Annotated in this window: 13 protein-coding genes; 2 read left to right on the forward strand and 11 right to left on the reverse strand. The window is 32.6% G+C overall.

The genetic code is table 11. The features are described 5' to 3' along the window. Positions 1-51: 51 nt before the first annotated feature. From FVE72_RS08150 to FVE72_RS08200, 11 genes are all read right to left on the reverse strand, one after another. The gene (locus FVE72_RS08150) at positions 52-2,514 is read right to left on the reverse strand and encodes a glycogen/starch/alpha-glucan phosphorylase (protein WP_026737951.1); all 2,463 of its coding nucleotides are present in this window, start codon (positions 2,512-2,514) and stop codon (positions 52-54) included. A 492-nt stretch (positions 2,515-3,006) separates the two neighbouring features. Further along, entirely contained in the window at positions 3,007-3,831 is an 825-nt protein-coding gene (locus FVE72_RS08155; protein ID WP_006808136.1) for a TrmB family transcriptional regulator, read from the reverse strand. Positions 3,832-3,881: 50 nt separating this feature from the next. Then, positions 3,882-5,429: a deoxyguanosinetriphosphate triphosphohydrolase gene (locus FVE72_RS08160; RefSeq protein ID WP_232049437.1), complete on the reverse strand. Its 1,548-nt coding sequence runs from the start codon at positions 5,427-5,429 to the stop codon at positions 3,882-3,884. A 75-nt stretch (positions 5,430-5,504) separates the two neighbouring features. After that, positions 5,505-5,774 carry a YggT family protein gene (locus tag FVE72_RS08165; RefSeq protein WP_026737953.1) on the reverse strand — a complete coding sequence of 90 codons (270 nt, stop codon included), beginning with the start codon at positions 5,772-5,774 and terminating at the stop codon, positions 5,505-5,507. Between the two features lie 27 nt (positions 5,775-5,801). Next, entirely contained in the window at positions 5,802-6,347 is a 546-nt protein-coding gene (pgsA, locus tag FVE72_RS08170; RefSeq protein ID WP_026737954.1) for a CDP-diacylglycerol--glycerol-3-phosphate 3-phosphatidyltransferase, read from the reverse strand. Beyond that, a complete protein-coding gene (gene pnp / locus FVE72_RS08175) occupies positions 6,331-8,466 on the reverse strand; it encodes a polyribonucleotide nucleotidyltransferase (RefSeq protein ID WP_026737955.1) in 2,136 nt (711 codons plus the stop codon). The genes pgsA and pnp overlap by 17 nt, the downstream gene beginning before the upstream one ends. 521 nt (positions 8,467-8,987) lie before the next feature. Continuing rightward, the gene (locus tag FVE72_RS08180) at positions 8,988-10,505 is read right to left on the reverse strand and encodes an ABC transporter permease/substrate-binding protein (protein ID WP_026737956.1); all 1,518 of its coding nucleotides are present in this window, start codon (positions 10,503-10,505) and stop codon (positions 8,988-8,990) included. Then, positions 10,498-11,457: an ABC transporter ATP-binding protein gene (locus tag FVE72_RS08185; RefSeq protein WP_036056168.1), complete on the reverse strand. Its 960-nt coding sequence runs from the start codon at positions 11,455-11,457 to the stop codon at positions 10,498-10,500. Before FVE72_RS08185 ends, FVE72_RS08180 begins: the two co-directional genes overlap by 8 nt. A 222-nt stretch (positions 11,458-11,679) precedes the next feature. Further along, positions 11,680-12,255 carry a cob(I)yrinic acid a,c-diamide adenosyltransferase gene (locus FVE72_RS08190; RefSeq protein WP_026737958.1) on the reverse strand — a complete coding sequence of 192 codons (576 nt, stop codon included), beginning with the start codon at positions 12,253-12,255 and terminating at the stop codon, positions 11,680-11,682. Between the two features lie 64 nt (positions 12,256-12,319). Continuing rightward, on the reverse strand, positions 12,320-14,137 hold the full coding sequence (locus tag FVE72_RS08195; RefSeq protein ID WP_026737959.1) for a PAS domain-containing protein: 1,818 nt from the start codon (positions 14,135-14,137) through the stop codon (positions 12,320-12,322). Positions 14,138-14,266: 129 nt separating this feature from the next. Continuing rightward, complete coding sequence (locus FVE72_RS08200; RefSeq protein ID WP_026737960.1) at positions 14,267-14,599, reverse strand: winged helix-turn-helix transcriptional regulator; 333 nt, start codon at positions 14,597-14,599, stop codon at positions 14,267-14,269. Positions 14,600-14,851: 252 nt separating this feature from the next. Between FVE72_RS08200 and FVE72_RS08205 the strand changes: the two genes are divergently transcribed. Together FVE72_RS08205 and FVE72_RS08210 are read left to right on the forward strand one after the other, a co-directional pair. After that, positions 14,852-15,481, forward strand: a complete 630-nt coding sequence (locus tag FVE72_RS08205) for an NAD(P)-dependent oxidoreductase (protein ID WP_026737961.1) — start codon at positions 14,852-14,854, stop codon at positions 15,479-15,481. A 22-nt stretch (positions 15,482-15,503) separates the two neighbouring features. Continuing rightward, positions 15,504-16,013, forward strand: a complete 510-nt coding sequence (locus FVE72_RS08210) for an NAD(P)H-dependent oxidoreductase (RefSeq protein WP_026737962.1) — start codon at positions 15,504-15,506, stop codon at positions 16,011-16,013. Positions 16,014-16,035 lie beyond the last annotated feature (22 nt).

The following is a 16,035-nucleotide window of genomic DNA, read 5'->3' on the forward strand; positions in this document are numbered from 1 at the left end:
AAAAGGAGTGCTGCTACACTCCTTTTTTCTCAGTTTAAAAATTTTACTTTACTAATCTATATAATCCTCAACTTTTACAGGATGAATATTCCAAATATCTTTCGCATATTCGGCTATTGTTCTGTCTGAACTGAATTTTCCTGCATTTGCTATATTTTTCAACATTTTTTTTGCCCAGTTTCTTTTATCTTTGTATGCTTTTTGAAGTTCCGTCTGTGCATTTCTGTATGAAGAAAAATCTCTCAATACAAAGTAAACATCAGGTCTTCCTCCGTCCACTCCGTATAAAAGTGATGCCTGCAGTTCTCTGAATATTCCTGTATGATTATCATCGTAAGTTCCGTCAGACAACTGATCTATAACTTTTGTCAAACCTTCAACTACATTATATTCTTCCATTGGATTATATTTACCGTATCCTTCAAGCCTTACAACTTCATCTGCTTTAAGTCCGAATATAAATTCATTTTCAGCTCCTGCTTCTTCCACTATTTCAACATTTGCACCGTCTAAAGTACCCATTGTTATTGCTCCGTTTAACATAAACTTCATATTTCCCGTTCCCGAAGCCTCTTTACTCGCTGTAGAAATTTGCTCGGAAACATCTGCAGCAGGGAATATTTTTTCTGCAAGAGAAACTCTGTAATTTTCCAAAAACACTACTTTTATTTTACCGTTAATATCAGGATCGTTATTTACTCTTTCTGCAACGGCATTTATTAATTTTATTATTCCTTTAGCTCTTCTGTATCCGGCTGCCGCTTTAGCTCCGAATATAAATGTTCTCGGCTCTACATCAAGCAAAGGATTTTCTTTAAGTTTATTATATAAATCCATTATATGCAGCACATTCAATAACTGTCTTTTATACTCGTGAAGTCTTTTTACCTGAACGTCAAATATGGAATGAGGATTTACATCAATTCCTGTAGTTTCTTTTATATATTCTGCCAATTTCTGTTTGTTACTGAATTTTATCTCAGTCAGTCTGTTCAACACATTATCATCATCAATAAACTGTTCAAGTTTTTTCAACTCATACAAATCAGTAATCCATTTGTCACCTATCAGCTCTGTAATCAATCCTGCCAATTCAGGATTTGATTTTAACAGCCATCTTCTTTGAGTAATTCCGTTTGTTTTGTTTTGGAATTTTTCAGGGTATAATTCATACCATTCTTTCAATTCAGAATTTTTTAAAATTTCAGTATGTAAAGCTGCAACTCCGTTTACAGTGTGAGACCCTACTATTGCAAGCCACGCCATTCTGATTTGTCCGTTTCCGATAATTGCCATTTCCTGCTTTTTCTGCCAGTCATCAGGATATTTTTCGTTAAGTTCTTCCATAAATCTTCTGTTAATTTCTTCAACAATCTGATATATTCTCGGCAATAACGGCTGAAATAACGAAATTTCCCATTTTTCCAATGCTTCGGATAAAATCGTATGGTTTGTATAAGAGAATACATTTTTACAAATATTCCATGCTTCTCCCCAATTCAATTTTTCATAATCCAAAAGGATTCTCATTAATTCCGGTATTGATACTACAGGATGTGTATCGTTCAGCTGTATTGCAACTTTTTCATGGAATTTTGAAAAATCATTTCCGTATAATGATTTATATCTTCTTACTATATCCTGTAATGATGCCGAAGTAAAGAAAAACTGCTGTTTAAGTCTTAACAGTTTTCCGTCTTTTTCAGTATCATTAGGATAAAGAACTCTCGATATATCTTCAGCCTGTACTGCATTTTCCGAGGCAAGCAGATATTTCTGGTCATTAAATAATTTCAAGTCAAATCCTTCAGGCGATCTTGCTTCCCAAAGTCTCAAAGTATTTACAGTGTCATTTCCGTATCCTATAATAGGAATATCATACGCTACAGCATTTACATTTTCAGTATTCACTCTTTTAAAATATTCTTTTCCTACTTCATCTCTATGTACTTCTATCTGTCCGCCGAATTTTATTTCAAAAACTCTGTCCATTCTTTTTATTGACCAAGGATCTCCGAATTTTGTCCAATCATCGGGATATTCTACCTGGAATCCGTTTTCTATTCTCTGATCAAACATTCCGTATTTATATCTTAAGCCGTAACCGTGCCCCGGAAGTTCAAGGGTAGCAAGTGAATCAAGAAAACATGCAGCAAGTCTTCCTAAACCTCCGTTTCCAAGTCCTGCGTCCATTTCCTGATCTTCTACTTTATTAATATCAACTCCCAATTCCTCAAGAGTTTCTTTCACAGCATCATTTATCTGCAAATTAATCAGATTATTCCCCAAATATCGCCCCATTAAAAACTCTGCAGAAAAATAATACATTTGTTTTACCTGTTTTTTCGCATAAGTTTTTTTTGTGTTGTACCAGTTTTCCACTATATAGTCAAGAGTTGCTCTTGATGCTGCATAATATATTTCATATTCATGAGCTTCTTCTATAGTTTTACCGTACTGTCTTCTCAACTTTCTGAGAATACTGTCTTTTAACTGAGATTTATCAATCTTCATCTTTCCTCCTACAATTTTTGTTATTCCCCGTATATTATTTTTGTATTATCATGTTATTATACACATTTTTTATAAATATTTCAATTTATTTATCTTCCTTTTTTACAAAAAAGGAAAGGAAAAAACGGGCAATTCAAATTTTACATATTCAAAAATGTACGTTGTAAAATCTGAATATTACTATTTTAATATAATTTAATAATTTATAGTTTATAAGAATTAAAACTTTTTAAAAATATTTATTAAAATCGAACTTTAATAATCTATCTCATTTCTCAACATTAAAATTTTACTTCGAGAAATACAATCCGGAACGTTATAAAAACAACTGTCTGAGCGAGGATTTTTAATCCGAAACGAGTTTGTTGTTTTTATAGTGGAGCGAGTTATTTCGAGTTAGTAAAATTTTAGTCAGACGGTTTTTTCGTTTCCTTTTTTACAAAAAAGGAAAATAAAAATTTTTACCTACTTTAATTTAAAAAGTAGAAGATTTTACTTTTTCTTCTCAAAAACCGATTCTATAAATGTTTCTTCAAACACTTCTTCTCCGTACACTCTCTCAATTTTATTGACATATATATTGTTATGAATATTTTCCGCCAACACTTTTACAAGTATTTTGTTTTCTGTCGACATACCTACAAATCCTTCTCCTGCCTCTTCACAGGAAAATCCTTTTACAATGTCCGAAACCATTATAATTTCTTTTTCCTCTTTTTTGAAAAATTTATTATAGGCATTGTATATTTTAAGATTATATACATTATAATTCTCAAAAATATTTCCTGATTCGCTTACTTCCTTATTAAAATCAACTATCATTTCCCCGTAATTAAAAATAAATATTTTTATTCCTGCTTTTACCATTTTCAAAATTTCTTCTCTAAACAGATAAATATCTATGTTTGTGCTTATATACACCTCATCTGAAGCATTTAGTATCATCTCTTTTATTTTTAAAATCAGACTTTCTTCACTATAAAGTTCATAGAATCTTGTTTCACCTGTTTTATTTCTTATTTTCAAAAATTCCTTTTCCAAAAACTCGGCTTTATTCTGCCATTCTTCTTTCAATTTTGAAATTATTTCCATCGGCTCTGTTGCCATATAGTTTTTCTTGTCCTCTTCAGTAGGAACCGTATAAATATAACCTTTTTCACAAAGCCTCTCAAGAGCATTATAAATAGCACTTCTGGAAATATCTGTTTTCTTTGAAATTTGTGTTCCGTTGGACATAGGAACATTTAAAACTTCCATATATACTTCGGCTTCAACTTTGGAAAAGCCGAATTTTTGCAACTCGGAAATTATATCCATAAAATTCCTTTCATTAATCTTTAGATTTTCATAAAAATTTCAAACTGCTCTTAATCTATTCCAGTCAGCTCCTGATAAAGAGTTTTTATAAAGCTGTCAGTCATTCCCGAAATATAGTCTGTTACAAGGAGCAACCTCAAATAAAGTTTATAGGCAAAAATTTCTTCCTTTTTATCGGCTTTTAAATCCTGTGATTTTATATTTTTTTCAAATAATTCACTGTAATATTTGTAAATATGTCTTTGATTTTCCGATAAAATAGCTATATATTTGGAATCTATCCCTGCCATTTCATCTTCATAAGGAGTATCCCAGTACAAGACCGAATTTACAAAATTTGTCAGAAAATAGTTAATTATATTATTTGCCGCAATTTCCATTTTTAAAATGGCTTTAGACTCGAAAACTTCTTCAAACGCCAAGTTTTTTAAGACTTTCAACAGTTTTTCAGCTTCTGTTCCTTTAAATAAATCGGTTTTAAATTCACCATTCATTATCTGCTCATAATTTTCGATAAAAGAATTTACAACAGAACTTATAAATATTCCCTGTATGGACACTATCCATCTTTGAACTGCATACAATTCAGGGCTGTCATAGGATTTTTCTTTTGCATATTTTTTATAAGTTATAAGATTTTTATAAAGCCGTTCGTCCTCAGGAACATTTACTTTCAGGCTCTCGATTAAATTTTCAAAAGAAATAAAACCTTTTTTCATACCGTCTTCAATATCCGCAGTACAATAAGCTATATCATCTGCAGCTTCGAGAAGAAAAGTCAAAGGATGTCTGTAAATTTCTCCTGTTTCTTCATTATAAGTTCCGGTACTTTTCACTATATTTTCAAACAACTCTTTTTCCGAATAATAATATCCCATTTTTTTCGTTTTTATATCGCCGCTTTTTTTATCGATATGCAGCGAATCCACAGGATATTTTATAAGTGTATTCAACAGTGCAAAAGTAAGATTCATACCGTTTTCATCTACTAAAAAATGCAGTTTAGAAACTACTCTTATCGCCTGTGCATTTCCTTCAAAATTTATGAAATCATGACACATCTGTGTATTAAGTATTTCGTTTAATTTTTTGTATTCGCCCTGACTGTCTTTTATTTTTATTTCTTCAAGATTTTTTATAAACCAGGCTCTTACAGTATCTTCTCCGAAATGCCCAAAAGGAGGATTTCCTATATCATGAAGTAAGCCCGAACTTGCGAGAATATTTGTTATCCCATTGGCTTCTTCATGCCCGAAATTATTATCCAGATTTCTTCTTATTATCTCATCTGCGACCGACTGGGCAAGAGATCTAGCAAAAGATGAAACCTCTATAGAGTGAGTAAGTCTCGTTCTTATAAAATCATTTTTTTCAAGGGGAAAAACCTGAGTTTTATCTTGAAGTCTTCTGAAAGAAGCACTGCTGAGTATTCTGTGATAATCTCTTTCAAAATCACTTCTCAAATCGCTGTAAGGCTTTTCTTTACTCCTGTTAAATGCCTCTTCCGGTTCTTCCTGTCTGTTTCCTCTCTTGTTACTTCTCGGTCTTTGGCTATTTACCGACAGTAAATTTTTCCAGTTCATTTTATATTTTTTCATAAAATTTTCCTTTCCCGTTACAAAAACAGGTTGTCCCAAAAGCAATAATATACTTTTATTGAGACAACCTTTATTTTAAACAACTGAAAAATAATAAAGTCTTCCTATTATTGATTTTAATAAATTCAATACAGTTATTCCTATTATCGGCGATATATCAATATTCATATTCCCTGCAGGAATTATTATTCTGAATAATCTCAAATAAGGATCCGTCAGTTTATTTATAAATCTGAAAAACGGACTTTGATTTCTTCCGTCAACCCACGAACCTAAAACCGATATTAATATAATGATAGAATACAAATCTATAACTTTATAGCATAAAAATAAAACCGTTTCCATTTTTCTCCTTTACTTTCCGAATAATTATTATTTATTAAGTACATCTTTAGATTTTAACACATATTCAGCTCCCGACAAAATCGTAAGTATTAACGGAATTATCATTAAAATATTATTCACTGTATAACTTAAAGGAAAAAGAATAATTATCGTCAATGCAACCATTTGTGAGGCAGTTTTCCATTTCCCCAAAGTTTCCGCAGCAATAACGGTACCGTCAGCAGCTACTATGGCTCTAAGTCCTGTTATCATAAGCTCTCTGAATATTATTATCAGTACTATCCACAAACTTATTTTATCATATTTAGTCAATACAGTCAGTGCCGATATAACAAGCAGTTTATCTGCTAAAGGATCTATCAGTTTTCCCAAATTTGTTACGAGATTATACTTTCTCGCAATCTGTCCGTCATAATAATCGGTTATCGATGCACCGACAAATATAATGCAGGCTAAAATCCTCATAAATATAGACAAAACCTCATTATCCGTAGACAAAGCCACTCCCATTACTATTACAAAAGGAATTATAAGTATCATTCTTAATGTCGCAAGTTTATTGGGCAGATTCATCCCTAACACCTTCTTCTTTAGAAATTAATGCTTTCATACTAAGGTTAAATTTATTTTCGTCTTCCATTGTTATTACTTTTACTTTTATTTCCTGTCCTTCTTTTAATACATCTTCTACTTTCGCTACTCTTTTATGACTGATTTCCGAAATATGTAATAATCCTTCTTTTCCCGGAAGAACTTCCACAAAAGCCCCGAATTTCATCAATTTTGTAACTTTCCCGTCGTAAATACCGTTCAATTCTACCGACTGCGTCTGTCTTTTTACAAGCTCTATAGCCTTTTTCATCATTTCCGGATCTTTTCCGAATATTGAAACACTTCCGTCATCTTCTATATCTATAGACACTCCTGTTTCTTCAATTATAGCTTTTATAACTTTTCCGGCAGGCCCTATTAATCCTGCTATTTTAGAAGGATCTATTTTCATAAGTTCGATTTTCGGTGCATTTTCGGCAATTTCAGGACGAGGCTCACTTATAACTTCTTCCATTTTGTCAATGATGAAGTATCTTCCTTCTAATGCCTGTTTTAGAGCTATATCCATTATTTCTCTTGTAATTCCTTCTATCTTAATATCCATTTGGATAGCAGTTATACCTTTTTTAGTCCCTGCAACTTTAAAGTCCATATCTCCCAAGTGATCTTCAAGCCCTTGAATATCAGTCAATACAGTAAATGTATCTCCTTCTTTTATAAGTCCCATTGCAATTCCTGCAACTGTAGATTTTATAGGAACTCCTGCAGCCATCAATGCCAACGAACCTCCACATATACTTGCCTGAGAAGATGATCCGTTTGATTCGGTAATTTCCGAAACAAGTCTTACAGTATAAGGGAATGTTTCCTGATCAGGCATTACATATTTCAATGCTCTTTCAGCAAGATTTCCGTGTCCTAACTCTCTTCTTCCTGGTGCTCTTAAAAAGCCCGCTTCTCCCACAGAATAAGGTGGGAAATTATAATGAAGGAAGAATTTTTTTCTTGATTCGTCTTCTATTCCGTCTACAATCTGCTCATCGGCTTTACTTCCCAAAGTTACAGTTACCAATGCCTGTGTTTCTCCTCTTGTGAAAAGAGCCGATCCGTGCGGCACAGGAAGAGTATCCACTTCCACATCCAAAGGTCTTATTTCTGTAGTAGTTCTTCCGTCAGCTCTGTATTTTTTGTATAAAATCGCATCTCTTACTACTTTCTTTTCTATTTCACGATAGTAATTTTTAAATTCTTTTTCAAGATTTTCATCTATTTCTTTTGCTTCACTTTCAAGTTTGGCAACATATTTTTCAAATAATTCTATTTCAAGATTATCAATAGCTTCGTACTTTTCAAGTTTTCCCGGCGTCATTACCGCTTCTTCGACATTTTTTTCAAAGCTGTCTATAAATTCTTTTATTTCAGGAACTACTTCTTTTTTCTCAAATTCGTATTTTTTTACATCAAATTGGGATAAAAATTTATCCTGTTCACTACAGATTTCTTTTATTCTTTCATGCCCGAACATTATAGCTTCGAGCATTACTTCTTCAGATACTTCTTTGGCTCCGGCTTCTACCATTGTTACCGCATCTTTTGTTCCCGCAACAGACAGATGAATTTCACTTTTTTCAAGCTGTTCAGCAGTAGGATTTAATACATATTCTCCGTCAACATATCCTACAGTTACTCCTGCAACAGTTCCGGCAAAAGGAATATCCGACAATCCCAATGATGCAGAAACTCCTATTGTAGCAAGATTTTCAGGCTGATTTATCTCATCATAAGAAACTACCGTAATAACGATATGTACTGCATTTAAAAATCCTTCAGGAAATAAAGGTCTTATCGGTCTGTCCACGAGTCTTGATATTAAAATCTCATCTGTAGACGGTCTTGATTCTCTCTTTACAAATCCTCCCGGAAATTTTCCCGAAGCATAAAATTTTTCAATATAATCCACTGTTAAAGGGAAAAAATCCTGTCCTTCTTTTACATCCTTACTTCTTGTAGCAGTTACAAGCAATACCGTTCCTCCGCATTGAACCATTACAGAGCCTCCTGCCTGTCTTGCTATTTTTCCTGTACTTATTTTTACCTGTTGTGTCCCTAAATTGAACCCGTAAGTTCTTTCATCAAACATTTGTTTCCTCCTAATTTTTTTATATATTAAGAAGGGAGCAAATAATAGTAAAAACTTTTACTATTAATAAAAATCTTTACAATTACTTACTCTGATACCTTCTTAAATTTTTAATAATTATAGCATTTTTACGGGATATTTACAAGAAAATTATATTTTTTCGGCATACAATTCAGCTAAATTATTTTCCATTTAAATGTTTATATTTTTGAAAAAAATTACTGTTCCATTTAATCAGAAAATATGCTATAATAATTTCATAAATCCACAAGAACAAACTAAAAAAGGAGTGGTGCTAACACTCCTTTTTCATTATTTCAAAAATTCTTCAACAAGTAGAATCAAAAGTTGTAAAATTAAAATAATGAAGAATTTTATCCATTTTTTAGCCACAAGAACACCTCCTTTCTTTAGAAGGTGTTTTATTATATCATATTCATTAAAATTATTTAACTATTTTTAAATAAAAATCAAAAAAATCATATTTATAAACTCAACATACACATATTACTCAAAAAAATTTACTTAATAATTCCGTTCTTTTTCAAGTATTCTTTTGCTACATCTTCAGCTCTTTTTCCGTTTACACCTACTTCATAGTTCATTTCTCTCATATCAGCGTCGGTTATTCTGTCTTTAAGCATTCCCAAAATCTTTTCCAATTCTGGATATTTCTCCAATATTTCTTTTCTTAAAAGAGGTGCTCCCTGATAAGGAGGAAACAATTTTCTGTCATCTTCCAACACAGCTAAATCATATTTTTCAAGTTCACTGTCTGTAGAATAAGCATCTATCAGATTAATCTCACCGTTTTGAATCGCAGTATATCTGAGTTTAGGCTCCAGTTCTTTCACATCGGGAATTTCAAAATTATAAAGTTTTTTCAAACCTTTATATCCGTCTTCCCTGTCATTAAACTCCCTTGTAAATCCTGCTTTTATTTTATCTTTCACTTTTTCCAGATCGGAAATTTTCATCAAATTATTATCTTCGGCAAATTTTCTTGGAACAGCTAAAGCATAAGTATTATTGTATTTCATAGGTTCGAGCAGTATCATATTGTATTTCTCTGCCAGTCCTTTTTTTGCCTGATTGTAAACTTCGATTTCATTATTGCTTACAGGCTTTTCCTTGAGAAAAGTAAATACGGCTGTTCCTGTAAATTCAGGATAAATGTCCACTTCTCTCGATTTCAGAGCATTGAAAACGAAAGAAGTCTTTCCGAATCCGGGTTTTAATTCTACATGAATATTTTTCATATTTTCTTCAACCAGAATTTTATACATATTTATGAGTATTTCAGGTTCAGTTCCCAATTTACCTGCTATTACAAGTTTATCTTTATACATCATTTTATCTGCACCGAAATTCCCTGCAAAAAACAACGTCATTGCAGCAAACATGTAAATTAGAGTTTTTTTCCAATCTTTCTTTTCCAGTCTTTTCAGTACCTGATCAAAGAAAACTGCAAGTAATGCAGCAGGCACGGCTCCAAGTAATATAAGATTATTATTGTTTCTGTCCAATCCGAGCAATATAAGGCTTCCCAATCCCCCGGCACCTATCAGAGAAGCAAGTGTAGCCGTTCCGATAATCAGTACAGTAGCTGTACGTATTCCTGCCATAATTACAGGCATTGCAAGAGGAATCTGTATTTTTAACAACTGTTGGACTTTATTCATTCCTAATGCTCTTGAGGCAAGAAGGTAGACAGGATCGACTTCGGAGATTCCCGTGTAAGTATTTCTTAAAATCGGTAAAAGAGCATAAATTACAAGGGCAATAACTGCCGGTACTGTACCTATTCCTACAAAAGGTATTAACAGACCAAGCAATGCCAAAGACGGCACTGTTTGTAAAACGGCTGTTACTCCTATTACAATTTCGGCTATCTTTTTATGATAACTTAAATATATTCCTAAAGGTACTGCTATTAAAAGAGCAATAACAAGAGCCAGAAAAGAAATTTCAATATGTTCCGTTATAGATTTTATAATATCTTCTTTTCTCTCAAGCAAAGTAACAAAAAAATTATTCATTTTTATCACTCTCCTGACTCAAACACGAAAACACATTTTTTCTTTTTACCATTAATTTTTCATTAATAATTATTACATACTCATTTTTTTCAAGTATTTTGAAAAGTTTATCTGAAGAATCATTTATTTTCATTGTTATTTCGTTATTTTCTTTTTCAAAATCATCAATCTTCTTATAAAATCCGTTTTTAAGTATATCTTTTACTATATCGTCACATATTGTATGATTTCTTCCCGAAGCAAGAAATTCTCTGACGAAATTGTTTACAGGATGTTCGGTTAAATCTTTTTTTGTACCGCATTGGATTAATTCTCCGTCTTTAATAATACAGATTTTATTCCCCAACAACAGAGCTTCTTCTATGTCATGGGTTACAAACACTACCGTTTTGTTTATTTTTTCCTGTAATTTTTTTATATCCGCCTGAAGACCTGTTCTCGTTACGGGATCCAAAGCACTGAAAGGCTCGTCCATTAGAATAATACGGGGATTTGCCGCCAATGCTCTTGCTATTCCTATCCTTTGTGCTTCTCCCCCGGACAGTTCCGCCGGCATTCTTTTCCTGTACTTTTCAGCTTCCAGTCCGACTGTATTTAATAACTCGTCAATTCTTTTATCAGTCTGATCTTTTTTCCAACCTTTTAATTCGGGAACAATAGAGATATTTTGCTCTACATTCATATGAGGAAACAATGCAACCTGTTGAAGAACATATCCCATATCCCAACGCAACTCATGAATATTATATTCCATAATATTTTTCCCCGATATTCTTATTTCCCCCGAAGTAGCATCTTCCAGTCTGTTTATCATTTTGAGAGCCGTTGTTTTTCCGCTTCCGCTCGGTCCTATAAATACTGTAATTTTGCCTTCTTCTATATTCAGATTCATATTTTTAATACCTTTATTTCCGTTAGGATATGTCTTTTCGACATTCAAAAACTCTATCATTTTAAATCCTCTTTTCTTCATTCCCGAATTTCACTTCATTTAAAATATATACTATAAAAAGCGTTTCTGTCAATTATATTTTAATCACATTTTTTTATAATTAAAGTATCTATAATTTTATCCTGAAACAATTAAGTAATCTTAAACAATTTCAAAAATTCCCGTTATCGCAAAAAGGTTTATCTCCACTGCAATTAACGGGAATATATTTTTAAAAAACTTTTATTTAGTATCTCTGAAAACTTTCGCACTTCTTTTATAAATCGTTTCGGGTTTTCCTAAACGAAGATTTATAAGGCATGAAATTACAAAGAAATAATCCGAAAGTCTGTTTATATATCTGAGTCCTGCTTCATTCACGGCTTCATCAGCCTCGATTACTGCTATTATACGTCGCTCAAGTCTTCTCGCTACAGTTCTTAATATGTGAAATTCTGCCGCTATTTTACTTCCTCCGGGTATAACAAAGCACTGTAATTTAGGTAATAGGGGAATATACTGATCCATTCTCTCTTCAAGCCATTTTACGTCTTCTTCTGTCTGCTTGTAAGGTCTTAATTCTCTCGGTGTAGCCAAATCACTTCCGCAATCAAACAATTGCTGTTGAATATTTTCGCACTCTTCCCTTATATCCGACATTTCTTTATAATTTTCGAGTTTTGCAATAGTCGATCCCAACAAAGCCGATAATTCGTCCAATGTTCCATATGCTTCCACACGAACATGAGTTTTACTCACACGATCACCGCCATATAATCTTGTAAATCCTTTATCTCCGTATTTTGTATATATTTTCATTTTACCTCCGTTCCAAAATTCAGGCAAAGACTAGTCAGTTCCTGTCAATCAGTCCCTATCAAATTTATTTATTTTCTTCTTCTTTTATTTTATCCTCTATTTTCTTAATCAAATCGGCAACTTCAAATCCCCCTCTTGCAGCAATCATATCAAGTGTAGCCACTTTGGACATGATCATATACTGAACAGGATTAAGAAGTCTGTTGTACACAGGTGATAATGTCGGCATAAATTCCTTTATATACGGATACTTGTCTATAATATTTCCTATTATCGAATCACTTGTAAGCCCGTAAGCACTTTCACCTGAAATATCTTCGGTTTTATTTTCTTCTCTTTTTATTCTTTCTTCTATTTTGCCGATTAATTCAGGTACTGTAAATCCTCCTCTTTCAGCAATCATATCAAGAGTCGCTACTTTAGACATAATCATATACTGAACAGGATCAAGAAGTTTAGTATATTCAGGAGCAAGTGTAGGCATAAATTCTTTTATATACGGGTATTTATCTATTATATCTCCGATTACCGAATTTTCATTAAGACCATATTCACTTTTGCTTTCTTCTTCTTTTCCTTCACTGTTTTTAGCAGAATTTTCCCACATAAGAAGTCTTCTTTCTCCTGTCAGGCTTCTTATTCTTGTAACATCCTGCATCATCTCGAGAACTCCTTTAAATTTACCGTTTTCATCCCTTACCGCTGTATAAGTGATATATATGAATTTCCCGTTTGTTTCAAGCCAAAACTCAGCTTCTTCCTGCTCTCCTTTTCTGAAAGCGTCTATTATCTGCATAACTGTTGAAACACTTTCTCTCGGATGGCAGTTTTTCACATCTCTTCCTATAACTCCGGCACTTCTCGGAAATACCCTGTGTTTCGTATCTGTATAAAATTTTACAATTTCATTTTCATCAACAAAAGACAAATCTACAGGCATATGTTTGTAAATCAGATTTATCTGCTCCAATGTGAGTTTTCCCTGCTTTACGTCAAAAACTTCATTTTCTTTTTTTGCTTCATTTCCCATATTATATTTTGAAAGCAGACTTGCCAAGTCATTCATAAATCCTGCCTGACTTTGATTCCCCGAAGGAATCTCTGTATTTTCAGGAATTCGGGGCTCTTCTTTTATTTCGGGATAGAATCCTTCAGGCTTATCTATCAGACAATAACCTATCTCATCGTCTCCCGGTCTCATTCCTCTAAATTCCTCTTCGGTAATCATTTTAAGAGACGTCGGATAAAGAACTTCTTCTTCTTTGTTCATTATATCGAGAGTCAGTTCCCATACCAGTTTCTGATGTTCCATAAACTCGTCTATTTTATCTTCATTTAAGAGTTTTCTCGCTTTGCTGATGCTGTCTCTGACTGCATTATCAAAGCTCCACATTATTCTCGAAGGTCTGTCAAATCCTTTTCTTTCAAGCATGGAAAATAGCTGATGCTGCTTTCTCGAAAGATGAATATTGAATTTATAAAGTTCATCGTATAATTCAAGCCATCTGTTTTTTATAAATTTCTTTTCAGCTTCTTCTTTCATTTCGGCGATAAGACCTTTTACGACAAAATTTTCCATAAGATAGGTATTTATAGGATGTCCTTCAGGTAAATCAGCCGTTTCTCTTACAATTATATCATCAAAAAGCCCTAAAACATCGTTCATTTTATCGTGAACAGTATTATCGTCAAATCCCAAGTCTTTTATTTTCTGCTCGGAATAAGCAAATTCCGCAGGAGTTATCCTTGTAAAATTCTGTTTTATAAGTGCTTTTGTTGTTTCGTAATCTGTTTTTCCCTCAATGTAATCTCTTTTTATCTCAGTCATTTTCTCAATCATTGCAAGATCTATATCCAAGTGATCTTTCATATCTTTTCCCATTTAATACACCGCCTTTTTTGTTTTTATCCAAATAACTTTATAATAAAATTATTTGATTGTGAAAGTTTTTATTTATTATGATTTTACCATATATTGTAATGAAAAAGTGTAACTTTTGATACAGTTTTATTAAATACCGGATTGTATTTTTTCTTTATAACCTGTTCCCCATTTATCCATTTCTTCCAATATAGGATTTAAACTTTCTCCTATTTCCGTAAGTGTATATTCTACTCTCGGCGGTACTTCGGGATATATTTTTCTTGTCAATAAACCATTTTCTTCCATTTCTCTCAAATTGGACGTCAGAACTTTTTGTGATATGTTGTTTATAGATTTTTTCAATTCCCCGAACCTTTTCGTCCCGTCGGATAAATCTCTTATAATTAAGATTTTCCACTTATTTGAAATAAGTAATAGTGTAGTTTCCACAGGACAGGCGGGCAATTCTTTTTTATTTATTTTCATACTTTTCCTTTCCTCAGATTTAAAATTTTACAGTTTCTTTTTTATACTAACTTTCTTATTGCACCTTTTTATTATACTACATTTGGAAAATTTGTAAATAAAAATTTTTATATCTTTTATGTATGAGTATTTTCGGCATTAGTTCCCTATCGGTAACTATAATACTGAAAAGTGCTTACTTTACATTTGAAACTTTATGATATATACTCCATATACAATCAAAAATAAAAATTATTGGAGGTAATTATGAAAATAGCAGTTATAGGGGCAAACGGACAAGCAGGAAAATTAATTGTAAAAGAAGGAAGAGAAAGAGGATTTGATGTTACGGCAATAGCGAGAGGGGAAAATAAATCAGGGTCTGAAAATTTTATTCAGAAAAATTTGTATGATTTGACTAAAGAAGATATAAAAGATTTTGATGCTGTTATTTCAGCGATCGCAATATGGTCTGACGAAATTACCGATGAACACAAAAAAGCGACTGAATTTTTAGCTGATTTGCTTTCAGGAGCAAAAACACGTTTATTAATCGTAGGAGGAGCGGGAAGTTTATACACTGACAACACTTTAACTACTACAATAGCTGAAACTCCTGATTTCCCGAAAGAATACATTCCTGTGGCAACAAGTATGAAAATCGCATTGGATGCACTCAGAAAAAGAAATGACGTAAACTGGACTTATATCAGTCCTGCAGGAGAATTTGATGCCGAAGGTGCAAAAACAGGAGATTATATTTTGGCAGGAGAAGTATTTGCTGTAAATGACAAAGGTGAAAGCTATATAAGTTATGCAGATTATGCCGTTGCTATGATTGATGAAATAGAAAAAGGAAATCATAATAAACAGAGAATTTCCGTTTTAGGAAAATAAAAGTTTGAAAGGAATGATAGAAATGAAAACATTAGTTATTTTAGCTCATCCGGATATTGAAAATTCAAGAATTAACAAAAAATGGAAAGAAGAATTGGAAAAATATCCTGATGAAATCAAAGTCCACGAACTTTACAAAGAATATCCTGATTGGAATATTGATGTTGAAAAAGAACATAAATTAATAGAAGAGTATGACAATATTATTTTACAGTTTCCTGTGTACTGGTGCAGTTGTCCACCGTTACTGAAAAAATGGTTTGATGATGTTTGGACTTTTAACTGGGCTTACGGACCTGAAGGAGATAAACTGAAAAATAGGAAAATCGGACTTGCAATTTCTGCAGGCAGCTTGGAAGAGTCTTATACTTTGCCTGTAAATGAGATTTTATCACCTTTCAAAGCAAGTACAATACATGTCGGAGCTGAATTTTTACCTTATTTTTCTTTATTCGGAACAGTTCATGATATGAGTGATGAAAAAGTTGCTCAAAGTGCTGAAAAATATGTTAAGTATATTAAAAACATTTAGGTTCTTGATACTAATTCTTATT

The sequence above is a fragment of the Pseudoleptotrichia goodfellowii genome (assembly GCF_007990505.1).
GTDB lineage: Bacteria > Fusobacteriota > Fusobacteriia > Fusobacteriales > Leptotrichiaceae > Pseudoleptotrichia > Pseudoleptotrichia goodfellowii.